This is a genomic window from Chitinophaga arvensicola, assembly GCF_900110835.1.
Taxonomy (GTDB): Bacteria; Bacteroidota; Bacteroidia; order Chitinophagales; family Chitinophagaceae; genus Chitinophaga; species Chitinophaga arvensicola.
On the sequence record NZ_FOJG01000002.1, the window covers coordinates 384,420 to 410,257 of the forward strand.

General features: G+C 47.8%; 13 protein-coding genes and 4 tRNA genes. 9 read left to right on the top strand and 8 right to left on the bottom strand.

The window, feature by feature from the left end:
* Nucleotides 1-90: 90 nt before the first annotated feature.
* Nucleotides 91-15,159, bottom strand: coding sequence for an HYR-like domain-containing protein (locus tag BMW79_RS18805; protein ID WP_143059216.1), 15,069 nt, complete (start codon nt 15,157-15,159; stop codon nt 91-93).
* 428 nt (nt 15,160-15,587) lie between these two features.
* Between BMW79_RS18805 and rpmI the strand changes: the two genes are divergently transcribed.
* Both rpmI and rplT read left to right on the top strand, forming a co-directional pair.
* A complete protein-coding gene (gene rpmI, locus BMW79_RS18810) occupies nt 15,588-15,785 on the top strand; it encodes a 50S ribosomal protein L35 (protein WP_079471802.1) in 198 nt (65 codons plus the stop codon).
* Between the two features lie 48 nt (nt 15,786-15,833).
* The gene (gene rplT / locus BMW79_RS18815) at nt 15,834-16,178 is read left to right on the top strand and encodes a 50S ribosomal protein L20 (RefSeq protein WP_078673350.1); all 345 of its coding nucleotides are present in this window, start codon (nt 15,834-15,836) and stop codon (nt 16,176-16,178) included.
* A 3-nt stretch (nt 16,179-16,181) separates the two neighbouring features.
* Here the strand turns inward: rplT and ispE are convergent, their stop codons facing one another.
* The 4 genes from ispE to BMW79_RS18835 form a co-directional block, all read right to left on the bottom strand.
* Entirely contained in the window at nt 16,182-16,994 is an 813-nt protein-coding gene (gene ispE / locus BMW79_RS18820; protein ID WP_089897198.1) for a 4-(cytidine 5'-diphospho)-2-C-methyl-D-erythritol kinase, read from the bottom strand.
* Nucleotides 16,995-17,072: 78 nt separating this feature from the next.
* Nucleotides 17,073-17,672 (bottom strand): bifunctional nuclease family protein, encoded by a 600-nt coding sequence (locus BMW79_RS18825; protein ID WP_089897199.1) that lies wholly within the window; start codon nt 17,670-17,672, stop codon nt 17,073-17,075.
* Nucleotides 17,673-17,862: 190 nt separating this feature from the next.
* Complete coding sequence (locus tag BMW79_RS18830) at nt 17,863-18,831, bottom strand: electron transfer flavoprotein subunit alpha/FixB family protein (protein WP_089897200.1); 969 nt, start codon at nt 18,829-18,831, stop codon at nt 17,863-17,865.
* 36 nt (nt 18,832-18,867) lie between these two features.
* Nucleotides 18,868-19,608 carry an electron transfer flavoprotein subunit beta/FixA family protein gene (locus tag BMW79_RS18835; protein WP_089897201.1) on the bottom strand — a complete coding sequence of 247 codons (741 nt, stop codon included), beginning with the start codon at nt 19,606-19,608 and terminating at the stop codon, nt 18,868-18,870.
* Between the two features lie 136 nt (nt 19,609-19,744).
* Between BMW79_RS18835 and BMW79_RS18840 the strand changes: the two genes are divergently transcribed.
* Complete coding sequence (locus BMW79_RS18840; RefSeq protein ID WP_089897202.1) at nt 19,745-20,056, top strand: tetratricopeptide repeat protein; 312 nt, start codon at nt 19,745-19,747, stop codon at nt 20,054-20,056.
* A gap of 24 nt (nt 20,057-20,080) precedes the next feature.
* Nucleotides 20,081-21,418 (top strand): tRNA lysidine(34) synthetase TilS, encoded by a 1,338-nt coding sequence (tilS, locus tag BMW79_RS18845; protein ID WP_089897203.1) that lies wholly within the window; start codon nt 20,081-20,083, stop codon nt 21,416-21,418.
* Between the two features lie 56 nt (nt 21,419-21,474).
* Here tilS and BMW79_RS18850 read toward each other — a convergent pair whose 3' ends face one another.
* Both BMW79_RS18850 and BMW79_RS18855 read right to left on the bottom strand, forming a co-directional pair.
* A complete protein-coding gene (locus BMW79_RS18850) occupies nt 21,475-22,095 on the bottom strand; it encodes a rhomboid family intramembrane serine protease (RefSeq protein ID WP_089897204.1) in 621 nt (206 codons plus the stop codon).
* 30 nt (nt 22,096-22,125) lie between these two features.
* Nucleotides 22,126-22,599, bottom strand: coding sequence for a 23S rRNA (pseudouridine(1915)-N(3))-methyltransferase RlmH (locus BMW79_RS18855; RefSeq protein ID WP_089897205.1), 474 nt, complete (start codon nt 22,597-22,599; stop codon nt 22,126-22,128).
* 123 nt (nt 22,600-22,722) lie between these two features.
* On the opposite strand from BMW79_RS18855, the gene BMW79_RS18860 reads away from it, so the two are divergent.
* Nucleotides 22,723-22,796, top strand: a tRNA-Arg gene (locus BMW79_RS18860).
* A 443-nt stretch (nt 22,797-23,239) separates the two neighbouring features.
* Nucleotides 23,240-23,557: a hypothetical protein gene (locus tag BMW79_RS18865; RefSeq protein WP_089897206.1), complete on the top strand. Its 318-nt coding sequence runs from the start codon at nt 23,240-23,242 to the stop codon at nt 23,555-23,557.
* Between the two features lie 202 nt (nt 23,558-23,759).
* On the opposite strand, the gene BMW79_RS18870 is transcribed toward BMW79_RS18865, so the two are convergent.
* Nucleotides 23,760-23,836 (bottom strand) — tRNA-Arg (locus BMW79_RS18870).
* 321 nt (nt 23,837-24,157) lie between these two features.
* Here BMW79_RS18870 and BMW79_RS18875 point away from each other — a divergent pair.
* The 3 genes from BMW79_RS18875 (at nt 24,158) to BMW79_RS18885 (ending at nt 25,830) form a co-directional block, all read left to right on the top strand.
* Nucleotides 24,158-24,231, top strand: a tRNA-Arg gene (locus BMW79_RS18875).
* 144 nt (nt 24,232-24,375) lie between these two features.
* A tRNA-Arg gene (locus BMW79_RS18880) sits at nt 24,376-24,452 on the top strand.
* A gap of 190 nt (nt 24,453-24,642) precedes the next feature.
* Nucleotides 24,643-25,830: a tetratricopeptide repeat protein gene (locus tag BMW79_RS18885; RefSeq protein WP_089897207.1), complete on the top strand. Its 1,188-nt coding sequence runs from the start codon at nt 24,643-24,645 to the stop codon at nt 25,828-25,830.
* Nucleotides 25,831-25,838 lie beyond the last annotated feature (8 nt).

Genomic DNA, 25,838 nt, shown 5'->3' on the forward strand with positions numbered 1-25,838 from the left:
GGATAGCAAGGTAACAATTGAATGCGGGTAAAACAAAAAGCATAAAGCCTTGCGGCCTTATGCTTTTTGCTGTATGATCGGGAGCCGTTATTAACGGATCACGGTAACTTCTCCTTTCAGGACATTCGACGTACCGCCGGCAACTTTCTTGTAGTTAAGCCACCAAACGTATGTGCCTATATCCACCGGAACACCTTTGTATTTACCATCCCATCCTTTATGGTTATCGGAAGTCATAAAGATCAGTTCACCCCAGCGGTTAAAGATCCGCAGTTCGTAGTCGAACATTTGTCCTCTTACGATAGGTCTGAATACATCATTCCGTCCGTCGCCATTCGGTGAGAAGGCATTTGGCAAGGTTGGTTTTGGTTCACATTGTACAAAGTCAACGGTGATGTCGTCGGTAGCAGATCCGCAATCGTTGAATACGGTTACAGTATAAGTACCTCCGTTGGTCACGGTGAGGGTTGGTCCGGATGAACCATTATCCCAGCGTACACTTGATATACCACCGCCTTCGGCACGCAGTATCAGGGTTTCGCCTTTGCACAGGGTAGTGTCTCTTCCGAGGTTGATAACCGGTACACCGGTGATGTTTACTTTCACGCTGTCCATGAACACACGCTGACAGTATTTATCCATCACGGCGAGTTTGTATTTGCCTGCCTCTGTGATGGTTTTGATCGGGTTAGGATCGCCATCGTTCCAGAGGTAAGAAATCGCATCCGGGTTGGTACCGTCCAGGGTAATGCTGCCACCAGGGCAGATGTTTCTGTCAGGTCCCAGGTCCATTACCAACGCTGGTTTCATTCTTACATTCACCGTATCTCTTACCACACAATTGTCTCTGCTTACGGCTACCCAGTATCCACCAGGTTTGTTGACTACAATCGAGTTGCTGGTTTCACCTGTCTGCCATTTGATACGTCCGCCGTTTGAATTTACGGTGAGCATAATAGACTGGTCAGGACAGATAGAAGTATCGCGACTCAGGCTGATATCTGGTGGCGGATTCACACTCACTTTCACGGTATCGATGGTGATACATCCGGATTTCATCACTTTCACCCAGAATTGTTCCTGTGTGCCTACCAGGATGGATGGTTCGGTAGAACCGGTACTCCAGAGGTATTGCGCACCATTTACATAGGCATCCAGTTTCACGGTCTGGCCACGGCAGATGGTGGTGTCGGGGATATCAACCAGTGGCGTTGGTACCAGTCCTACGTGAATGGTATCCGTAGTTGCACACTCTCCGTTGCTCACATTCACCCAGTAGGTGCCAGCCTTGTTGATATTGATCCTTTGGGTGGTAGCACCGGTAGACCATTGAATCTGGTAAGCAAAGTTGGCGGCGCCTGCATCCAGTACCAGGTTGTTACCTCCGCAGATAGTGGTATCGTTACCGAGGTTCACCATTGGTTTCTGAATGTAGTTCATCTGATAAGTAACTGTATCGGATGAGCAACCTGTTCTGCCGTCTGTGATAATGAAGGAAGCAGAAGTGGCGCCATTCAGGTTGAACACATTATTGCTTTGTGTTCTTGGCAGGCCGGTTACCGCATTTGCCGGAGTAACCGCTACCAGGGTATAAGTAGGGAGGTATACGTTACCTACTCTGCGTAAGGCAATTCTGCCATTGTCCGAACAGTTGGATGGCAGGGTAGCGGCCAGTTGCGGTTTGTCGCAAGGCTGGATGATCACCCTTTGAATCACATCGTTGGCTTTATTACCGCAGGCATCTGTGATGCTCCATCTTCTGATAATCGTATATCCGTTACAGATATCTGCCACATAAGGATCTTCTGTATAGATCGCTCTTTTCGGGAAGCTGTTATCACAATTGTCTGTGGCGGTTAATACCGGTGCTGTCGGGATCTTATCCTGGCAGTAGAGTACGATGTCTGCAGGAGCAGGCATGATCACTGGTCTGGTAGTATCCTTTACAGTTACCACCTGTGTAATGGTGGTGGTATTGCCACAGGCGTCTTTCGCGGTCCACGTTCTGATGATGCGGTAGTTGCCTGCGCAATCGCCCGGTGTTCTTTCTGTGGTGATCCGGCGTGTTACGGTCAGACCATTTCCGAGTGCACTGCAGTTGTCAGATACCTGTACATCATTAGCAGGAGCAGGGATGTTGTCACAGCTCACGGTGGTGTCGGCAGGTGGTTTCACGGTGAATACCGGTTTAGTGGTATCCTGTACGGTGATGATCTGCTGCATGGTCGCCTTGTTGCCACAGGCATCTGTTGCGGTCCATGTTCTTATTTCCTGGTAATTGGCGGCGCAGTTGCCAGGTAATTTCACCGTTTTAGTGCCGGTAAACACCTGTACGTTACCACTACAGTTATCTGTTGCGTTGATCACTGGCCATGCAGGTACTTTATCACAATCTACCAGGGTGTCTTTTGGTGCCGGCATACTGAATACCGGTCTGGTGGTATCCTGTACGGTGATGATCTGTTGTACGGCACGTGCATTACCACATTCATCAAAGGCGGTCCACTTACGGTAAATCAGGTAGTTACTGTTACAGTTACCCGGATTATGCACGGTGGAGTCTTTCGATGCCACTGTAATTATACCCGGTGTACAGTTATCAGTTGCCGTGAGATTAAATCCTGCTGGTATCTTATCGCAATCTACTGTAGTGTCAGCAGGTGTTGCCATATTGAATACCGGTGCGGTCATGTCTTTCACGGTGATGATCTGTTTCAGGGTAACACCGGTGTTACATTCGTCTTTCGCGGTCCAGGTGCGGATCAGCAGGTAATTGTTGGAGCAGTTGCCTGGTAAATCCTGGCGAACTTCTACCACAGGGATAATCACTTCGCCTGCGCAATCGTCGATCGCTTTCAGATCTGTTTTCGCCGGTACCTTGTCACAATCTACGGTGATATCGGCAGGAGCCGGGGTGGTGAATACCGGTGCTTTGGTATCTTTCACGGTAATGGTTTGTGTAGCGGTAACGGAAAGACCACATCTGTCGGTCGCTGTCCAGGTACGGGTAATGGTACTCAGACAAGGAGATGTAACCACTGTCACATCATTATGAATAACAGACAGTTTTTCGTCATCATAAGGTGCATGACTGAACACCGGTGTTCCGAAGAGGGTGGTGTAGTCAGCGCCTTTCACACATTCAGTGGTAATGGCCGGAGGCGTGAAAGTTACAATCGGGCTGATCGTCATTACGGTGATTTTCACCACGTTGCTGATGTTATTGATACAAGCGCCGGAAGTTACCAATCTTCTGTACCAGGTATTTCTGGCGAGCAGTCCGGGTTGATAAACAGGACTGGTAGCACCATTGATATTGGTAAACGGTCCGCCTGCGCCGGTGGTGCTTTGCTGCCACTGGTAAGTGTAGGTGCCGTTACCACCGCTCAGTACATTACCGCTCAGCGACAATGGTGTTTCAGTTACACACACGGTCTGGTCGTTCTTAATGGTATTACCGGAGATGGATTTGCGGTTAATCAGTGTTACGCTGGAGGTAGAGGCATCGCAGACACCGTTACTCACCACCCAGGTCAGCTGCGCAGTTTCACCGGCAGGTACCGTAATGGTAGCATCTTTGTCGTTGATGTTGCTGATGCTGATCTTCGCAGCGTTGATGCTGGTTACTACCCACGTACCTTTCGCACCCGGAACACCCGGATCACTGGCCTTCATTTTAAAGCTTTCATCATCGCAATGTTCCTGGTTCACACCGGCGTTGGAAGCAACCGGCATTCTGTAGTTAATGAGTACCACATCGTCGGAAGTAGAGGTACATACGCCGTTGATGATTGTCCAGCGTAAAGTAACGGTATCGCCTACGTTGACATGTACTTTTGAAACAGGGCTGTTGATAGATTTGATCGTTGCATTTCCTTTAATAACGGTCCAGATACCTTTCGCACTTGGTACAGACGGGGCATCTGCTCTCATGGTAAAGTCACCCGGGTTATTACACATCGCTGTGTCAGGGCCTGCGTTGGCAGCAGCAGCTGCCTTATAATTGATCAGGGTAACGATGCTGCTGGTGCTGGTACAGGTACCATTTGCCACGGTCCATTTCAGGATCACGGTATCACCGATAGGCACGATCACATCCGTCAACGGATTGTTTTTGTCTTTAATAACCGCTTTACCTGGCACGCGGCTCACATCTGTCCAGGTACCGGTGGCACTGCTGGATCCAGGTTCGCTGGCGTTCATTTTAAACGGAAGACTGGTATTACATTTCTCCTGATCCTCACCTGCATCAGCCGTAACCGCTGCTTTGTAGTTGATGATGGTTACCCTGCTGAAGGTGGTATCACAAACGCCGTTGGCAATGGCCCACTGTAAGGTAGCAGTATCACCGATGGCAACTGTTACGCCTGTTTTTGGATTGTTGGGAGATTTGATGATGGCTTTACCTGCAATTACTGTCCAGGTACCTTTCGCGGTTGGTACACCCGGAAGATTTCCGTCCATGATAAAGTCGGACTTGTTGTTACAGATAGCCTGGTCAGGACCTGCATTGGCTTTGTTTGCCTGTGCATAGTTGGTGAGCTGCACGGTATCGGTAGATGCGGCGCAGGTACCGTTGGTGATGGTCCATACCAGTTTCACGGTTACACCGGCGGTTACTGTTACCCCTGAATTATAGGAGTTGGGTGAAAGAATTGTCACACCGGTAACATTGAATGGATTCGTCCATGTGCCTTTTACATTCAGGCCAACTGGCTGACTGCCACTCAGTGTAAAGCTGCTGTTATCACATTTTTCCTGGTCCGGACCTGCTTTTGCAGCGGCAGGTGTTTTGTAACTGGTGATCCTCACGGTGTCATAAGTGTCAGCTGCACATTTCGGATTGCTGATCTGCCAGTAGAAGAGAATGGTACTTTCTGCAGGAACCGTTACACTGGTAAGCGGATCATGTGCATTTGCGATGGTCACACTTGCAGTAGATGGTTGGAATGTCCAGGTACCTTGCGCGCCTAACTCGGTAGGAGCGGTGGCGTTCATTTTGAAGGTAGTTTGTTCACAGGCAACTTTGTTGGAGCCTGCATCACGTACTGCCGGTTTCAGGTAACTGGTAATTCTTACGGTATCGTACGTGTCAGCCGCACATTTCGGGTTGTTGATCTGCCAGTAGAAGAGGACAGAGCTGTTAGCCGGAATGGTAACGGATGTTGTGGCGCTATGCGGATTCGCAATGGTTACCGCTGCGGTAGACGGCGCAAATGTCCAGGTGCCTTGTGCCCCCAGTTCGGTAGGCGCGGTAGCATCCATGGTAAAGGTAGTCTGCTCACAGGCGGCTTTGTTGGAGCCTGCATCACGTACTACCGGTTTCAGGTAGCTGGTGATTCTCACGGTATCAAAATCACTGGCGGCACATTTCGGATTTTTAATCTGCCAGTAGAACAGGATAGTACTATTAGCCGGAATGGTCACCGATGTAGTGGCGCTGTGCGGATCTGCGATGGTCACCGCTGCACCTGATGGCATAAATGTCCAGGTACCCTGTGCACCTAATTCGGTAGGCGTGGTGGCATCCATGGTAAAGGTAGTTACCTCACAGGCCGATTTGTTGGAGCCTGCATCACGTACCACTGGTGTGAGGTAGCTGGTAATTCTTACGGTATCATAAGTGTCAGCGGCACATTTCGGATTGCTGATCTGCCAGTAGAACAGGATAGAACTATTGGCAGGAACGGTCACGGAGGTAGTGGCGCTGTGCGGATCTGTGATGGTTACCGCTGCACCTGATGGCATAAATGTCCAGGTACCTTGTGCACCCAATTCTGTCGGCTTGGTAGCATCCATCGTAAAGGTGGTTACATCGCAAGCAGCTTTGTTGGAACCAGCATCGCGTACTGCCGGTTTCAGGTAACTGGTGATTCTCACCGTATCAAAGTCACTCGCGGCACATTTCGGATTACTGATCTGCCAGTAGAACAGGATGGTGCTGTTGGCCGGAATGGTTACCGATGTGGTAGCACTGTGCGGATCAGTAATGGTTACCGCTGCGGTAGATGGCGCAAATGTCCAGGTACCTTGCGCGCCTAATTCAGTCGGCTTGGTAGCGTCCATGGTGAAGGTAGTCACTTCACAGGCAGCTTTATTGGTACCTGCGTCGCGTACTGCCGGTGTGAGGTAGCTGGTGATTCTTACGGTATCATAAGTATTTGCCGCACATTTCGGATTACTGATCTGCCAGTAGAAGAGAACAGAGCTGTTAGCCGGAATGGTCACTGATGTAGTAGCGCTGTGTGGATCTACGATGGTCACAGCAGCGGTAGACGGTGCAAATGTCCAGGTACCCTGAGCGCCCAGTTCATTAGGACTGGTGGCATTCATGGTAAATGTAGTCACTTCACAGGCGGCCTGGTTGGTACCTGCATCACGCACTTCCGGTTTCAGATAGCTGGTGATTCTCACGGTATCAAAGTTACTGGCGGCACATTCAGGATTGCTGATCTGCCAGTAGAAGAGAACAGAACTGTTGGCCGGAATAGTCACTGATGTAGTGGCGCTGTGCGGATCTGTGATCGTCACCGCAGCTGTAGATGGTGCAAATGTCCAGGTACCCCTTGCACCTAATTCGGTAGGCACTGTGGCATCCATGGTGAAGGTAGTTACCTCACAGGCGGCCTGGTTGGATCCTGCATCACGTACTACTGGTTTCAGGTAACTGGTGATGCTTACAGTATCATAGTCACTGGCGGCACATGCCGGATTACTGATCTGCCAGTAGAAGAGAATTTTGCTGTTAGCCGGGATGGTCACCGATGTAGTGGCACTGTGCGGATCTGTGATCGTAACCGCTGCGGTTGACGGCGCAAATGTCCAGGTGCCTTGTGCTCCCAGTTCAGTAGGCGCGGTGGCATCCATCGTGAAGGTAGTTACTTCACACGCGGCTTTGGTAGTACCTGCGTCACGCACTGCCGGTTTCAGATAGCTGGTGATTCTCACAGTATCATAGTCTGTAGCCGCACATTTCGGATTGCTGATCTGCCAGTAGAACAGGATGGTGCTGTTGGCCGGAATGGTCACGGAGGTGGTCGCACTGTGCGGATCTACGATGGTAACTGCAGCAGTAGACGGTGCAAATGTCCAGGTGCCTTGTGCCCCCAATTCAGTAGGTGCAGTAGCTTTCATTTTAAAGGTCGTCACTTCACAGGCGGCCTGGTTGGAGCCTGCGTCACGTACTTCCGGTGTAAGGTAACTGGTGATTCTCACCGTATCATAGTTACCGGCGGCACATTTCGGATTTGCTATTTTCCAGTAGAAGAGGATAGAGCTGTTGGCCGGAATGGTCACTGATGTAGCAGCGCTGTGCGGATCTGCGATCGTCACGGCTGCGGTAGACGGCTCAAATGTCCAGGTACCCTGTGCCCCTAATTCAGTAGGTGCAGTGGCATCCATGGTGAAGGTAGTTACATCGCAGGCGGCTTTGTTGGTACCTGCATCACGTACTACAGGTGTGTTGTAGCTGGTGATTCTTACGGTATCAAAATCGCTGGCGGCACATTTCGGATTTGCTATTTTCCAGTAGAAGAGGATAGAGCTATTGGCCGGAATGGTCACTGATGTAGTAGCGCTGTGTGGATCTGTGATCGTCACTGCCGCGCCGGATGGAGCAAACGTCCAGGTGCCCTCTGCTCCCAGTTCAGTTGGCTGGGTAGCGTTCATGGTGAACGTGGTTACGTCGCAAGCTGCCTGGTTGGTGCCTGCATCGCGTACCACCGGTGTTTTATAGCTGGTGATTCTCACGGTATCAAAGTCACTGGCGGCACACTTCGGATTGCTGATCTGCCAATAGAACAGGATAGTACTGTTGGCCGGAATGGTCACCGATGTGGTAGCGCTGTGCGGATCAACGATAGTTACCGCTGCGCCGGATGGTGCAAACGTCCAGGTACCCTGTGCTCCTAATTCTGTAGGTGCAGTAGCATCCATGGTGAAGGTGGTTACCTCACAGGCGGCTTTATTGGTGCCCGCATCACGTACTACAGGTTTTTTGTAGCTGGTGATTCTCACGGTATCATAAGTATCCGCAGCACATTTCGGGTTGCTGATCTGCCAGAAGAACAGGATAGTACTATCGGCCGGAATAGTTACCGATGTGGTAGCACTGTGCGGATCTGCAACGGTAACTGTTGCACCAACCGGGGTAAATGTCCAGGTGCCCTGTGCACCTAATTCAGCAGGTGCGGTAGCGTCCATGGTGAAGGTAGTTACATCACAGGCAGCCTTGTTGGTACCAGCGTCACGTACCAGCGGTTTTTTGTAGCTGGTGATTCTCACGGTATCAAAGTCACTGGCGGCACATTTCGGGTTGCTGATCTGCCAGAAGAACAGGATGGTACTGTTGGCCGGAATAGTCACGGAAGTAGTAGCACTGTGCGGATCTGCAATGGTGACTGCTGCGGTAGACGGTTCAAATGTCCAGGTGCCTTGCGCGCCTAATTCAGTGGGCTTGGTGGCATCCATGGTGAACGTAGTTACCTCACAGGCAGCTTTGTTGGTACCGGCATCGCGAACGATGGGGGTATTGTAGCTGGTGATTCTTACAGTGTCATAGTCACTGGCGGCACATTTCGGATTGCTGATCTGCCAGTAGAAGAGAACAGAGCTGTTAGCCGGAATAGTCACTGATGTAGTGGCGCTGTGTGGATCTGTGATCGTCACGGCAGCGGTAGATGGCGCAAACGTCCAGGTGCCCTGTGCGCCTAATTCACCAGGCTTGGTGGCGTTCATGGTAAAGGTAGTCACGTCGCAGGCAGCCTGGTTGGAGCCGGCATCACGTACTACCGGTGTATTATAACTGGTGATTCTCACGGTATCATAATCACTGGCGGCACATTTCGGATTGCTGATCTGCCAGAAGAACAGGATAGAACTATTGGCCGGTACAGTTACCGATGTGGTAGGACTATGTGGATCTACGATGGTGACAGCTGCGCCAACCGGCGTAAATGTCCAGGTACCTTGTGCGCCCAATTCGGTAGGCTTGGTAGCGTTCATCGTAAAGGTGGTCACATCGCAGGCAGCCTGGTTGGTACCTGCATCACGCACTACTGGTGTAAGGTAGCTGGTAATTCTCACGGTATCATAATTACCGGCATCACATTTCGGATTCGCTATTTTCCAGTAGAAGAGGATAGAGCTGTTAGCCGGAATGGTTACGGAAGTCGTTGCACTGTGCGGATCCACAATCGTCACTGTTGCTGCGGATGGTTCAAATGTCCAGGTACCCTGTGCACCTAATTCAACAGGCGCGGTGGCGTCCATGATAAAGGTAGTTGTTTCACAGGCTGCCTGGTTGGTACCTGCATCACGTACTACCGGTTTTTTGTAGCTGGTGATTCTCACGGTATCATAGTCACTGGCCGCACATTTCGGGTTGCTGATCTGCCAGTAGAAAAGAACAGAGCTGTTAGCCGGAATAGTCACGGCGGTAGTGGCGCTGTGCGGGTCTACGATGGTGACAGCGGCGGTAGATGGCGCAAACGTCCAGGTGCCCTGTGCACCTAACTCAGTAGGTTTGGTAGCATCCATCGTAAAGGTGGTCACATCGCAGGCAGCCTGGTTGATACCGGCATCACGTACTACCGGTGTATTATAGCTGGTGATTCTCACCGTGTCAAAGTCACTGGCGGCACATTTCGGATTACTGATCTGCCAGTAGAACAGGATAGAGCTATTGGCCGGGATAGTTACAGAAGTAGTAGCACTGTGCGGATCTGTGATCGTCACAGCTGCGGTAGACGGTGCAAATGTCCAGGTACCTTGTGCGCCTAATTCAACAGGCTTGGTGGCATCCATCGTAAAGGTGGTCACATCGCAGGCCGCCTGGTTGGTACCGGCATCACGTACCACCGGTGTTTTGTAACTGGTGATTCTCACGGTATCATAATCGGTCGCGGCACATTTCGGGTTGCTGATCTGCCAGTAGAAGAGAACAGAGCTGTTAGCCGGAATGGTTACGGAAGTAGTGGCGCTGTGCGGATCTGTGATGGTGACAGCGGCGGTAGATGGCGCAAACGTCCAGGTACCTTGTGCGCCCAATTCAGCAGGCTTGGTAGCGTCCATCGTAAAGGTGGTCACATCGCAGGCCGCCTGGTTGGCGCCGGCATCACGTACTATCGGTGTGTTATAGCTGGTGATCCTCACAGTGTCATAGTCAGTAGCCGCACATTTCGGATTACTGATCTGCCAGTAGAACAGGATGGTACTGTTGGCCGGGATAGTCACGGAGGTAGTCGCGCTATGCGGATCTGTGATCGTCACAGCAGCGGTAGACGGTGCAAACGTCCAGGTGCCTTGTGCACCTAATTCAGTTGGCTTGGTGGCATCCATGGTGTAGGTAGTCACATCGCAGGCTGCTTTGTTGGTACCGGCATCACGTACTATGGGTGTGTTATAGCTGGTAATTCTAACCGTATCATAATCGGTGGCGGCACATTTCGGGTTACTGATCTGCCAGTAGAAAAGAACAGAACTGTTAGCCGGAATGGTTACGGAAGTAGTGGCGCTGTGCGGATCTGTGATCGTCACAGCAGCGGTAGATGGTGCAAATGTCCAGTTGCCCTGTGCGCCTAATTCAGTAGGCTTGGTGGCGTTCATGGTGAAGGTGGTCACATCGCAGGCAGCCTGGTTGGTACCAGCATCACGTACTATGGGTGTATTATAATTGGTGATTCTTACGGTATCATAATCCGTAGCAGCACATTTCGGATTACTGATCTGCCAGTAGAACAGGATGGTGCTATTGGCCGGGATAGTTACGGAAGTAGTAGCACTGTGCGGATCTGTGATCGTCACAGCAGCGGTAGACGGTGCAAACGTCCAGGTGCCTTGTGCGCCTAACTCAGTAGGCTTGGTGGCATCCATGGTGTAGGTAGTCACATCGCAGGCCGCTTTGTTGGTACCGGCATCACGTACTATGGGTGTGTTATAGCTGGTGATTCTCACGGTATCATAATCGGTGGCCGCACATTTCGGGTTGTTGATCTGCCAGTAGAAGAGAACAGAGCTGTTAGCCGGAATGGTTACAGAAGTAGTGGCGCTGTGCGGATCTGTGATCGTCACAGCAGCGGTAGATGGTGCAAATGTCCAGTTGCCCTGTGCGCCTAATTCAGTAGGCTTGGTGGCATTCATGGTGAAGGTGGTCACATCGCAGGCAGCCTGGTTGGCACCGGCATCACGTACTATTGGTGTGTTGTAGCTGGTGATTCTCACGGTATCATAATCCGTAGCAGCGCATTTCGGATTACTGATCTGCCAGAAGAACAGGATAGTACTATTGGCCGGAATGGTCACGGATGTAGTCGGACTGTTCGGATCTGCAATGCTTACAGCGGCGGTAGACGGTGTAAATGTCCAGGTGCCTTGTGCGCCTAATTCAGTAGGCTTGGTGGCATCCATGGTGAAGGTAGTCACATCACAGGCCGCTTTGTTGGTACCGGCATCACGTACTATAGGTGTGTTATAGCTTGTAATTCTCACCGTATCATAATCGGTGGCCGCACATTTCGGATTGCTGATCTGCCAGTAGAAAAGAACGGAGCTGTTGGCCGGAATGGTCACAGATGTGATAGCACTGTTAGGATCTGTGATCGTAACAGCGGCAGTAGATGGTGCAAATGTCCAGGTACCCTGTGCGCCCAATTCGGTAGGCTTGGTGGCGTCCATGGTAAAGGTAGTTACATCGCAGGCCGCTTTGTTGGTACCCGCATCACGTACCACCGGTTTTTTATAGTTCGAGATGAACATCATGTCGGAACTGCTGATACAAGGTCCGTTTGAAATGGTCCATACAAGTGTGGCAGTATCTCCAACCGGTACATGCACGGTGGCATTTTGTTGGGTAGGATTGGTGATGGTAGCTCTCGGGTTGAGGGAGGTCCACTTACCATTTAATCCTGGTACACCGGTGCTATTACCATTTAACTGGAAGTCGGTAGCACGTTCACATTCTGCCTGATCTGCGTTTGCATTTGCGGTATTCGGTTGTGTAAATACGGTAATGGTAACGTCTTTACAAGCGGTTGCCGCGCATTTACTGGCGCCTTCTGCGCGTACATAAAAAGTAGTAGTGGTGGTAATGCCTTTAAATACTACTTCCGCACCATTATTAATAGAAGAGAATGGTGTAACGGGTACACTGCCTGGTAAGCCAGGGCAATTGCCGGTATACCATTTCCAGTTATTCTTATTACCCAGGGAATCAGTTCCTAAGGATCCGCCGTTTACTTTTAAGGTAACGTCACCGGAGGTACACAGTTGGTCCACGCTGGCCGTTACACTGGTGGCCGGTGTGGATGGAGTAGACACTACTATTGTGAAAGGCACCGTTACTTCGCAGCCATGCAAGGTATCTTCCTGTACTTTCAGGGAGAAGTTATAGGTACCTGCAGGAACGCCCGCTGGCATTTTCACCCGGAAACTGTCGGCAACGTGGTTGTTAGGCCATTTCACATCTTTCAGCTGTAAGAACCCTGGCATTGGAGCAGGACTTACCGCATCGAGTGTATATTTCGTGATGTTACCTTTTACCGCGCTGTAGTAAACGTTAAACGAGTCGATCGTATTACAAACTGCCGGCGCCAGAATTTTCACGCTGGGTGCATCTTTTACCGTCAGGTCGATACTGGAACTGCTGTTTGTACAAACGCCATTGGAAATAGTCCATACCAGCGTTACCTTTTTGGCCGTTGGGGAGACGAAATTTTTGATGGTCGCTATCGCGTTGTAAGCAGTGTCATGGTCTATACTTACGTCAGCTGCTGTGGTGCCCGGGCCAAAGGTCCATTTACCTTTTTCGCCTTTAGCAGGAGCATTGGCTCCTAACTGGAAGGAGGTCAGCGTACACTGTGTCATAGGTACACCGGCTACACTTACGGTAAGTGGTTTGGTATTCACAAGCGTCACACGGTTGGTATCCGTACAGGCCGGCATCGCTCCGTTGGTGATAATCCAGAAGAGATGAACCGTATCTCCGGCAGGTACGCCGCTGATAGTAGTTGCAGGTGTACTGGCATTGCCGATAGTGGCGCCGAGACTGGGACCATCAAATTTCCAGATACCATTCTGATCTGCCGGAAGCGTGCTTCTCTTAATATTAAATACGGGATTATTACACTGCCAGTAAGCAGTATCAACATCCGCTACAGGTAATGAGCGTACCTGTATCTTGATACTATCAGTTACTACGCAGGTTTTATTGGTAACCACGGCGTAGTAAGGCAGATAACCGGTGCCGGTAGGAGCATGGGTAATATCATTTACTTTACCCCTGATAGAGTCGGCGCCATATTTCCATTTCCACACAAGACTGTCAGGAGGAGCATTGGTAATGTCCAGGTGCAGATTCACCGGTGTGCCAAAGCATATTTCCATTGGCGCAGCAGTAATCTTGGTAACTGGTTTCTGGTCAACAATGATTTTGGCAAATCCGCTGTCCTTACACTGACGGGGTTGATTCGTAACTGAATTCCATCCATAGTCAGCAATACCTACGGCCCAGTAATCCCTGGATACATCGGGATAGACTGTCATTTTCGGCCCTTTGAAAACCGGGTCTACTTTCCATTCATAGGTACTATACCCACCACTTGCCGTCAGATCTACACTTTGTCCGATACAGATTCTGCCGGAGGAGATGGTCACCTTCGGCTTTGGTAAAATGGTAATCATAGTAGCGGCGGAAGGGGAAGCACAGTTGCTTTGGTTATTCCGCTCAATGATGTTTACCCGGTAATATTTATTGACGATCTGGTTGGGATCTCCTTTCAGTGCGCCATCTGCAAAATTCAGGACAGACGTACTGGTTCCGGTGATGCCATTTCCGTCTGAAAGCGGAAACCAGTCGCCCGGAACCGTTTCATTTCCTGTATTACTCCAGTACCATTGATAGATAGGATCTTTAAAGTAATCTTTATCAGGATAATAAATACCATTTTCATAACCATTGGGCGCATATTCTGCTTTAATAGTAACAGGAGCGCCTTCGCACAGGGAATCTTTCTTTAACGGGGGTTGAGACACACCATCTATATAAGAAAAGATGTCAGGACTACAATAAGAAAAGGCAATGTCATCAATGGCGATATCGTTTCCGCAATCACCCAGGCGGTCATTCACAATTTCAAGCGTTACGGTATTTACACCACCGGGTGTTTTAAAGGTACCTCCATACCGTTGCCATTGCGGCCCGGCGAGGTTCATGGACACGTCATTTGTTTTAAAGGACGCCAGTGTCACCCAGTTGGCCGGGTTCGTACTTCCTTTTTTATCAATGATTTTAAACGTTACCCCTGCGTAGTGGTAACCATCCTCATTTCCCCATGCACAACTGGCGGCATTGAAAACCTGGTATCCGTTTGTATTCAGGAACCAGGCACTGAAATTATAAAGGGAGCCAGGACATACCTGTACTCCGTCAAGTGTATAAAACGATCTTTTTTCGATAGAAGAGTTGGCAATCAGCATTCCACCTACCTGGCCATTTTTGGAGCCGGTATGGTCATTTACTTTTACCCAGTCGTTGCGTATACCGGTAGTATGGAAAATGGTATAGCTGTCATCTCCAAAAGCACCGTATGGGTTCTGTTTAAAATCGTAACCCGTAACATTTGTATTCGAACGGCCCAGCACATCTGTGCTGTTAAAATACCCGAAGTCTTCCTTAAAATCCGGCACGCCGGTATTGTTGCCACTTCCCATACACTGCTGGATGTCGCAGTTCTGTACATCCATGGTACGGGTAATAACATAGGGCGTACCTCCTCTGTATAGGGTTACTTTAACCGTGTATACCGCAACATCATTAAATTTTACGGTCAGGTAGTTTTTGTTGATGTTATAGTTGTTACTGGTACCGGTAATATTCGTCGGGTCCCTTTTCTGTCCCACCATCTTGGTGCGGTTGGAGGCATCCGAGCCATATAATACCTGGTAAGCTCCTCCGGTAATGACCCAGGTAGCAGAATCAGCATATTTGGAGGTAGTAGTCTCTTTCCAGAAGAATGCGTTCATACTGGCGAAACTGCCTCTGCAGATGGCGTCCGGAAGATTCATAAAGGGCGTCCCGGTAGCCGGTTCATCCCTTGCTATGGCCTGCTTATCCAGCAGGACGAGCCCCAGTAACAGGTACAAAAAGGTTAATAGTCGTTTCATAGGTGCAAACAGTTAAAGTAAATAATGTATCAGGACGAGCATTCGGCTGGCTCAGTCCTCATTGTACCTCAACTCGTTACGTCGGTTATTCTTGCCGGGCAAATTTTTCCGGCAGAGGGTGGTCATAGTGTAAAATGGTTTCATAGGCGTCAGGTGTTTATACATGGTATGGCTAAAATATGCAATTAAAATAAAATTAAAATTAGATATAATATAGTGAAATAAAAAAAGTGTTATTAATTGTAATATGATAGGCCGCCCGATAAGTTGGGAAAATAGGTTGACGGAAAATTGATTGTCAATTGCTTAAAGGGGGTAAAAAAATACCAGAAAAGTTATCCACATTTGGGGGAGGAGCGGATTTATTTACGGGAGACTGTGCTTTATTCAATTATTTTCCTACCTTTGCAGACCAAATTTGATGTAAGATGCCCAAAGTAAAGACACATTCCCGTGCCAAGAAAACGTTCAAGGTTGGTGGGAACGGACAGATTAAGCGGTTCATGGCCTTCAAAAGCCACTTACTGACCAAGAAATCTACGAAAAGAAAACGTAGCTTAAGAGGTAGTACACTGGTTCATGAAGCAAATCTTAACCTCGTTAAGAGAATGCTCGGAATGCGCTAGTATCTGTCAAAAGAATCGAATTTTATAACCTGAGAAAAAACAAAGCAAATGCCTCGTTCAGTTAATGCCGTAGCTTCAAGAGCCCGGAGAAAAAGGATCTTAAAGCAAGCCAAAGGCTTCTACGGTAAAAGAAAAAATGTTTACACAGTAGCGAAGAACGTTCTGGAAAAAGGACTCACTTATAGCTATGTTGGTCGTAAATTAAAGAAAAGAAACTACCGCCAGCTGTGGATCGCCCGTATCAACGCTGCTGTTAGAGCAGAAGGGTTGACCTATTCTGTGTTTATGAACAAATTAGCCGGTAAAAATATCGACCTGAACAGAAAAGTTCTGGCTGATCTGGCTATGAATGAACCAGAAACATTTAAAGCACTGGTAGCTTCTGTAAAGTAAGACTTACCTGATAGTAAATACCCGATAGCTGGCATCCCACAAGATGTCAGCTATTTTGTTTTTAGGAAAGATGCCCAACACTGCGGAGCCACTACCACTCATCGTAGCATAAACCGCACCTCCCTTATACATTTCTTCTTTTATCTCTGCCAGTACCGGATGTGCCTGAAATACCGGTGCTTCAAAATCATTCGTCATAATCCCTTTCCATGTTTCCACCGGCTGACCTATCAGTTCCCGTAACGAATAAGTGGCAGCTTTGGGTGTAAGTTGCTGAAAAGCCCAACCTGTATTTACATGAATACCCGGGTGTACCAGCAGAAAAGAATACCCCGAAAGGTCCAGCGCCACTGTTTCCATGATTTCACCCCGCCCCGTAGCATAGCAAGGCTTGTTCACGATGAAAAAAGGACAATCACTGCCCAGTCTGGCGGCATAGTCTACCAGCGCTGCTTCCCCGATGCCCAGCTGAAACTTCTGGTTGAGCAGTTGCAACATAAACGCCGCATCGGAAGAACCTCCGCCCAAACCAGCACCAATCGGAATGTTTTTCAGCAGGTGGATATTCACCAGCGGTAAAGCCGGAAAATCCTGCTGCAATAAATGAAATGCTTTTACACAAAGGTTATCGGCCGTGTTACCCGGCACCGCAATACCACTACTTTCAAATTGAAGGGCAGTGGAGTCGGAGAGTACCTCCAGCGCATCTGTAACCGGCAGGGGATAGAATACGGTTTCCAGGTCATGAAAGCCATCCGGACGCTTACGCGTAATATGTAAGCCCAGGTTTATTTTACAGTTGGGAAATACAATCATGTATTGTTCATTGCATAGCAAACCAACAGCTGAAGTCTTTACACTGCCGGCTGTTGGAAGGATAATATGAAATAGAAATTACTTGCTTTTGCGGCTGTTGATTTCATCGCGGATCGCGATGGCCCGGATATAGTCTTCCTGTTCCAGCACTTCCTGCAAAAGAGTGGTTAACTCCTCTACATTCATTGCTTTCAGGTCGTCTTCCACACCTTTCTCATGTTCAGAAATTGTTGGGGTCACCGGTTTATTGGCTTTTTTGCCGGCAGGATCATCCAATAAAATGCCTGCACTGTTGAGGATATTTTCAAAAGTGTAGATAGGACACCCAAAACGAACGGCAAGCGCAAGCGCATCTGAGGTTCTGGAGTCAATCTCTATTGTTTCGTCGTTGTTAGAACAGATAAGCTTGGAGTAAAAAATACCTTCCTGCAGATTACTGATGACCACCTCCTGCAATTCAACATTGAAGGCGTTCATGAAGTTTTTCATCAGGTCGTGTGTTAAAGGCCGGCTGGGTTGCATTTTTTCCAGAGCTACTGCAATCGCCTGCGCTTCAAAGCCACCAATCACAATAGGCAAACGGCGTAATCCGTTTACTTCTCCCAGTACCACGGCATATGAATGAGTCTGCGTAATGCTGTGCGATAAAGCAACTATTTCCAGTTCTATTTTTCTCATATCTGTCTTGCGTTGTCGCTGAATAGTTTGTAAGACCGTGAAGTTAGAAAAATATTCCTTATCTAAAAAAAATCTATAATGATAAATGTATGATATAAGAATTACAATGCAAGAATCACGGATGATGGATCAACACGATCTTAAAATTTGAAACAATCATCCGTAATTCTTGTATTGTAATCCTGCATTTCTAACTTTTCAGTTTTTTAACCGCTTCTGTCAGCTTAGGCACTACTTCAAACGCATCGCCTACGATGCCATAGTCTGCCGCTTTAAAGAAAGGCGCTTCCGGGTCCTTGTTGATCACTACGATCACCTTACTACCATTTACACCGGCGAGGTGCTGTATGGCCCCTGAAATGCCTACTGCAATATAAAGATTTGGCCGCACGGTTAAACCAGTCTGACCCACATGTTCATGATGCGGACGCCAGCCGGCATCTGCTACCGGACGGGAACTGGCAGTAGCTGCCCCCAGCGACTTAGCCAGGTCTTCCAGTATGCCCCAGTTTTCAGGTCCTTTCATACCACGGCCACCACTCACAATGATCTCTGCTTCTGTCAGTGGAATATCGCCGCTTACCGTTTCCGTACGCACCACTTTTACCTTGAAATCCGCATCGCTGATAGCCGGAGAGAAGGCCTCTACAGTAGCCGTAGCGGTGCCTGGAGCAACCGGGAACGTATTGGGGATGATAGCGATTACTTTCTTTTCAGAAGTGATATTGATATTGGCAAACGCCTTACCGGAGAATACATTTTTCTTTACCACAAAACCATTACTGGTATCGGGGTAGGAGATAGCACCCGCTACCAGACCGGCTTTCAGACGGGCAGATACTCGTGGTGCAATCGCTTTACCGTCAAAATTGTGCGGGAAAATGATCACTTTACTGCCTTCTTTTTCTGCTGCTTCCGCTATCGCTTTCGTATATACGATACTTTCTACTTCATGTAAGCGGGCATCCGCCGCATGCAATACCTTCTGTGCACCATAATTACCAAGCGCAGTCAGTTCGGCCGCATCTACCGGACCCAGTACCAGCGCAGTGGCAGTGGTACCCAGTTGTTCCGCTACTTTGGCGCCGTATTGTATTGCTTCCAGTGCCGCTTTCTTGATTTTACCCTGTGCCTGATCGGCAAATATTAATATAGACATGAATAATTTAATTAGTAGTTGAAAGATAGTTTACCCTTAGATCACCTTTGCTTCTTCATGCAGTAACTTCACCAGCTCTTCTACATTGTCGGGGCTGATGAGTTTAACACCGGCTTTCGCAGGTGGCAGTTCAAAACTGACTACTGCAGTAAGTGCATCTGCGGCAACAGGTTCTACTACTGTCAGGGGCTTGGTTCTGGCGGCCATAATACCGCGCATGTTGGGGATCCGGGCTTCTGCCATTCCCTTCTGGCAGGAAACAACCACCGGCAGCGATACTTCGCAAACTTCTTCACCACCTTCTATTTCCCGGTTAACAGTAGCCACCGTACCATTCAGGTCGAATTTGGCAGCGATAGATACATAGGGCAGTTCCAGCAGTTCCGCCACCATGCCGCCTATTCCGGAGCCATTGTAATCAATGGTTTCCTTACCGGTGAATATAATATCGTATTGTTTATCCTTCGCATGTGCAGCTATCTGCGATGCAATGTAATAACTGTCTGCACTATCCGCATTTACACGGAATGCCTCATCTCCGCCCAGCGCCAGCGCTTTACGGATAATCGGATCGCAATCTGCTCCGCCAACCGTGATCAGATGCAGATCAGCACCTATGGTTTCTTTCAGCTCCAGCGCCCTTACTAATGCATACCATTCGTCGTATGGGTTAATAATAAACTGTACCCCAGCCTCATTGAATTTCGTGTTATTGTCCGTGAAAGCTATTTTTGCAGTCGTGTCCGGAGTTTTGCTGATACATACTAAAATCTTCATGGCCTTAAACTGTTTTATTTAAAAATGCGGTAATAGCAAATATATTTAAATAATGTAAGCCAACCGCAGGTGGTGAAGATGATTTTAATCAGTCGCAATTTCCAACATATTGAACAATTAAATAATAACAAAAGGAATGGACAGAATCGAACAAATAAAGCAGTTCCTGGTAGCAACCCCTAACGACAGCTTCCTGAAACATGCGCTGGCACTGGAATACATAAAGCTGAATGACGACGCTGCTGCCCGGCAACTGTTTGAAGAACTCCTGGCCCACGAGCCCGGTTATGTCGGTTCCTATTATCACCTGGGCAAGTTACTGGAACGTGCAGGCGATAATGCCGCCGCTATCAGCACCTATGAAAAGGGGATGGAGATGGCCAAAGCAGGGAACGAAAGACACGCATACAACGAATTACAGTCGGCCTACGAAGACCTGGTGTACTGATATTATTAATCCAACCAACAACGGATGCCTCAACATTTAGTAACTGATTTTACTGCTGATATTTCCCGCCGGCAATTATTTGACCCTGCACAAAAAGTGCTGCTGGCCGTTAGTGGCGGGGTAGATTCTATCGTGATGGCCTGGCTGTTTAAACAGGCGGGTTACCGCGCCGGAATTGCGCATTGTAATTTTCAACTGCGGGGAGAAGAGTCGGAGCGCGATGAAGCATTGGTACGACAAATGGCCGCCACACTGGAGCTGCCGCTCCATGTCGTAAAATTTGATACCAACGCTTATGTCGCCGAGCACCGCGTCAGCATACAGGTGGCGGCCAGGGAACTGCGCTACCAATGGCTGGAAGAAGTGCGCACCACCGGCGGATACGCGTACATTGCTACCGCACATCATATGCAGGACAGTGTGGAAACCGCATTGATGAACTTCACCAAAGGCACCGGTATCGCCGGTTTGCACGGGATCCTCCCCAAACAGGAACAACTGATCCGCCCTTTGTTATTTACCGAAAAGGATCGCCTGGTGGCTTATGCCGCCATGAATAATATTCCCTTTGCAGAAGATAGTTCCAATATAACGGATAAGTATACACGTAACTATTTCCGGCACCAGGTGATACCCCGTTTACAGGAAGCATTTCCCGGTGCAGTAAAAAATATGGCTGCTACGATTGAGCGCATGAAAGAGGCGGAAATCCTCTACCAGGAAGCGATGGAAAGGCATCGTAAACGTCTTTTGTTTCAGGAAGGGGATACCTGGAAGGTACCCGTGTTGAAGTTACAGAAAACGATTCCGCTGCAAACCATTGCGTGGGAACTGTTTCGTCCTTTCGGTTGCACTTCTGCCCAGACCCCGCAGGTATTGGGTTTGCTGGAGAGCGAATCCGGCAGGTATGTGGATACTGCCACCCATCGTATTGTCCGTAACCGCCAGTGGTTGCTGGTAACACCGCTAACCAGTGAGGCGTCGCCACTCGTGGTGATTGAACCGGGGCAGGCACATATTCATTTTGGCGGCGGACAGTTACAGATCCGGGAACAGGAGAGGGGACAGCTCGCTATTCCCACTGCAGCTGAAATAGCCTGGCTTGATGCCGCCCAGGTAAGTTTTCCGCTGATCCTGAGAAAATGGAAACAGGGCGATTACTTCTATCCACTGGGGATGCCTAAGAAGAAAAAAGTAAGCCGCTTCCTGATCGATCAGAAATTATCGATGCCGCAAAAAGAAAATGTATGGGTACTTGAATCCAACAAACGTATTGTGTGGCTGGTGGGAATGCGGGTGGACGACCGCGTGAAAATTACGCCAAAAACAAAGACCATACTCAGTATTACTTTCTCAAAATAATAAAAGCATGCAGCTTACCAGCTGCATGCTTTAGTTGCTTTATTCCGATAATGATGCTATACAAACTGGGAACGATGGGTCAGCATATACATAAAGGCGGTACCCAGCTCCGGACGTACCAGCAGCGGAAATACAATCCCAAATAAAGCGCCCCACATATGCGCGTCATGATTCACATTGCCACCGCCTTTACGGGACATATAAGCAGAAATACCGAGGAACAACACGCCATATAATACCGCAGGAATCGGGAAGAAGAATACATAAATAGTACTCCAAGGACTTACAATGATCGCGGTAAATACAATCGCGGAGATGGCTCCTGAAGCCCCCAGGGAAGAGTAATTGGAATTATTCCGGTGTTTGATATAAGAAGGAATATTGGCGACAATAATCCCCAGCAGGTAGTATAAAATAAATATCAGCTTGCTCTGAAACAATTGCATAAACACCGCCTCGATACTTCTGCCAAAGAAATACAAAGTGATCATATTAAAAAGCAGGTGCTGGAAATCGGCATGTACAAATCCGGATGTGATAAAGCGGTAGTATTGTTTGTAGTGCTTTACCATATAAGGCTGTAAACTCATTTTATCCAGTTGGTCATAGTTCTGGAGAGCAGTATAGGATACCAGGCAGGTAATGATAATAATAACCAAACTTATTGAAAGCGTCATATAACCGGTTTATTTAGATAGTAAATGTACTTATTGATGGTGATACTTTTCCCTGTTTAATACGGTATAGGCACGATAAAGCTGTTCTGCAAAAATAAGTCGTACCAACTGATGCGGGAAGGTAAGTGGCGATAACGACATTTTCAGCTGCGCTCTTTGCAACACGGCCTCGTCGATCCCGAACGCACCGCCAATCAGGATGATCAGCTGCCGGGTGCCGGCATTGTTACGTTGTTGCAGGAAATCGGCAAACTGCACGGTGGTCATCATCTTTCCTTTTTCGTCCAGCGCCAGCAGAAAATCGGTTGGCTGCAACATGTCCAGGATAATTTTTGCTTCCTGTTTTTTCAGTTCGGGAACAGATAAACTGGCAGCCTGTTTTACGGTAGGGATCAGTTTTACCTCAAAATCCACGTAATGCTGCAATCGTTTCTGAAAAACAGCCATCCCATCCCTGATGTAGGGATCATGTTCTTTTCCTATGCTCCAGAGTTGAATTTTCACTTCTTATAATAATTAAACAATTGCTGTAAAAGTAAGTGTAAATCAGAAGATTGCGGGAGTTTTTTTGCCAGGTATTTGGTATTTTCAAAAAATCACATACCTTTGCCATCCAATCAAATATATGGCTCCGTAGCTCAATTGAATAGAGCATCTGACTACGGATCAGAAGGTTTCAGGTTTGAATCCTGACGGGGTCACAAAGGCGCAATTTACATTGCGCTTTTTTTATGTCTGCTACTTGCCATAAACGATATTTTCTTCGGCAGCTCCGGCCAGGTAGGCTGCCAACTGCTAACGCTGTGATCCGCCAGGGCCGCAGTTTTTTTTATGCCCTGTAAAAAGCATACTGATAACATATACCGCAAGACACCAGCTGTTTTTATGCGTATATCTTTTTGGGGTATCAGGAAGTGCACTGATTGTGAAGACTGTAATAATCTATAGATAACAGCTATTTTATAGTGATGGGTTATCTGGCGCTAAACTATATTTTAGATAGGGCTTAACTAGGGCTGGGCTCTCAGGAAATCTGGCGGAAAAACGTGTTTTGCTTGTCTTGATATAGATTGTTATTTATATAGATATAAAATTTATATATTGTAAATATTGCGCTGCGGCGTGTAACCCTTATACCTATACTATGATATTTTTTTATGGCCGGAGAAGTCTGCTGATGAAATCCTTTCAGTTGACGGACATCGGTATTTTCAGTGATGTACCGGACTTTGTCCGTTTTGAACTACGACAGGAATATGCACACCTTTATTGGATTCCCTTTTTCCCTCTGGGCAAAATGTGGTGTGTGCGTAAATCAGATGATAAGTTGTATGAAGTAAGTAGTGAAGTATTGCCTTTGCTGAAAGCACTGCCACATCCAACTGTTTCCTGGATGGCCTTTTTAGGCCCTATATTACTGGCGGTAGTTTTTTTGCTTTTCCAAATTGGGGTGTTTAAGTAAGTAGTTCAGACTTGAAATACAGGTCACTTTTTATATCCGGTAAACGGTCGCTGGTCCGTCGTTTGCCGGATATTTTTATTTGTGGTAAAGAGGAGAGGTGTTTACGTCTCACATCTTCCGGCAGTAAAAAAACGTATATGCTATTACGTTAGTCTTTGAGCGCATAAAAAAAGCAGGTGGTTTTTATAACCAACCTGCTTCCTGGTGACCCCGTCAGGATTCAAACCTGAAACCTTCTGATCCGTAGTCAGATGCTCTATTCAATTGAGCTACGGAGCCATCTTCCCTTTTGGGTGTGCAAATATGAAGCAACTTTTTATTTAAACAAAATAAATTTCTTCACTACGAAAAAGAGTAAGCCTGGTAAGCGGAGCGCCTGCCTTATGCTGCGGTGAAGCAACTAAAACGCATCTGTAACCGGCGTTTAACCATATAGGTTATTCCGGTAAAGAAAACGTGTAAACCTTTGTTGAGAAAGCATTTGAGCAGATGTTTAAAATAACGTATACCCGTTGGCGATAGTATCCCTCAAAAAATATTTCAACTTTTTTTTGTTTAATTTAAAACTATTCCTACATTTGCAATCCCAAACGGGGAAACGGCTTCATAGCTCAACTGAATAGAGCATTTGACTACGAATCAAAAGGTTTCTGGTTTGAATCCAGATGAGGTCACAAAAAATAGAAAATGCTGCAACTTATGCAGCATTTTCTATCAAAACAAAAAATCTGAAGAAAAGCTGTCAGATATAAAAAATTGAAAAATAATTTGTTAGAATAAAAAATTGTTCTACATTTGCAATCCGGAAACGGAAAAACGGCTTCATAGCTCAACTGAATAGAGCATTTGACTACGAATCAAAAGGTTTCTGGTTTGAATCCAGATGAGGTCACCAACTAAAGGACGAACACGAGTTACATCGGTTCGTCCTTTTTTTATGCCCGTTACGAGAGCGCCTCGATAATTTGACTTAATGGTATCCCCGTACCAGCGGCCATTCCAGGAAAATAATCCACTGCAAAGATTGTATTTTTTAATTTGCATGTCTTATATTTATAATATATAAGCCAGCTAAAGTAATTATTATGCTCCCTGACCTCGATCCTGCTTTTTCGGAGATAATGCAGACTGCCCGGGATTTCAGCCTCGGAAACGAATTATATTATATCGATAGCAGGATGCTGTTGCTTTCCATACTGGAACTTACCTCCCTGTCGTTACCACTTTCCGGAAGCGACCGGCAGGAACTGATCAGACGCGTGATGAAGGACCAATGGGAGCAAATACCAGGTGCTGTGATGCGCGACGGAAATGTGCCGCTGACAGTGGATGCAGAAGAAATGGTCAACAGTGCCACTGTACTGCAAACAAAACTAAAACACACCCATCTCTTACCGGAGCATTTACTCCTGGCACTGTTATCTGTGGCGGGTATTTGCCGGGACAAGCTGCAAAGCGTGGGCTTCATTTTTGAAGACTACCATGCCTACCTTGAGGAAACCTGGAAGTCAGGTGTGGTGTTGGAACTGTCCAGTGTAGCCATGATGCCGCAGGGGAAGCCTTTCCGGAGTAAATTACTGAACTGGTTTTACCGTTCGCCTCTCCCAAAGAAGGAAATCTCCACCTATTGGCGGCTCGCCACCTATTTTTTCAGGGTGAATCACTATCCATTTGTCCGGGAATACTGTCAGTATATACTCGATGAACAACCCGACCACACCGAAGCAATATCACTGTTGGGAGCCACCTGGATCATAGCGCTGAATTACGAGGCGGCGCTGCCATATTTCGAGAAGGCAGCCGGGCTGGTCCCCGGAGAATCTGTCTATCAACAGGACCTGGCCAGTTGCCTTATGCATACCGGACATCATGAGCGGGGGATCTCCGTTCTCAAACAGTTGCTCACAACACGACCGGGCGACGTGCCATTGCTAAATAATATTGGTTTCTCTTGCCTGGAAACAGGCGCTTATGCGGAAGCCATCGGGTATTTTGACCAGGCCATTGCAATAGATCCTGAGGCTCCTTTCCCTTACAATAACAAGGGATACGCCTTACTGCAAACCGGAAATACGGCGAAAGCGCTGGAATGTATACTGTACTCTCTTCAACTGCATAAAGGTAATGCCTACGCCTACCGGAACCTGGCATTGCTCTACCTGAAAGCGCATAAAATACCAGAAGCAAAAGAGGCTTTACTTCATGCTAGGAAATATCGCTTCACGGTTATGTACGGCCCGGAGGTAGACGAATTACTGGCAGCTGTCAACTAAACGATCAA

Bases quoted from the DNA above. Each gene is read 5' to 3' on its own strand.
- BMW79_RS18840 (WP_089897202.1), top strand. From the start codon at position 19,745: ATGGACAGAATCGAACAAATAAAGCAGTTCCTGGTAGCAACCCCTAAC.
- BMW79_RS18850 (WP_089897204.1), bottom strand. From the start codon at position 22,095: ATGACGCTTTCAATAAGTTTGGTTATTATTATCATTACCTGCCTGGTA.
- BMW79_RS18835 (WP_089897201.1), bottom strand. From the start codon at position 19,608: ATGAAGATTTTAGTATGTATCAGCAAAACTCCGGACACGACTGCAAAA.
- BMW79_RS18825 (WP_089897199.1), bottom strand. From the start codon at position 17,672: ATGAGAAAAATAGAACTGGAAATAGTTGCTTTATCGCACAGCATTACG.
- rpmI (WP_079471802.1), top strand. From the start codon at position 15,588: ATGCCCAAAGTAAAGACACATTCCCGTGCCAAGAAAACGTTCAAGGTT.
- rplT (WP_078673350.1), top strand. From the start codon at position 15,834: ATGCCTCGTTCAGTTAATGCCGTAGCTTCAAGAGCCCGGAGAAAAAGG.
- BMW79_RS18885 (WP_089897207.1), top strand. From the start codon at position 24,643: ATGCTCCCTGACCTCGATCCTGCTTTTTCGGAGATAATGCAGACTGCC.
- BMW79_RS18830 (WP_089897200.1), bottom strand. From the start codon at position 18,831: ATGTCTATATTAATATTTGCCGATCAGGCACAGGGTAAAATCAAGAAA.
- tilS (WP_089897203.1), top strand. From the start codon at position 20,081: ATGCCTCAACATTTAGTAACTGATTTTACTGCTGATATTTCCCGCCGG.
- ispE (WP_089897198.1), bottom strand. From the start codon at position 16,994: ATGATTGTATTTCCCAACTGTAAAATAAACCTGGGCTTACATATTACG.
- BMW79_RS18805 (WP_143059216.1), bottom strand. From the start codon at position 15,159: ATGAAACGACTATTAACCTTTTTGTACCTGTTACTGGGGCTCGTCCTG.
- BMW79_RS18865 (WP_089897206.1), top strand. From the start codon at position 23,240: ATGATATTTTTTTATGGCCGGAGAAGTCTGCTGATGAAATCCTTTCAG.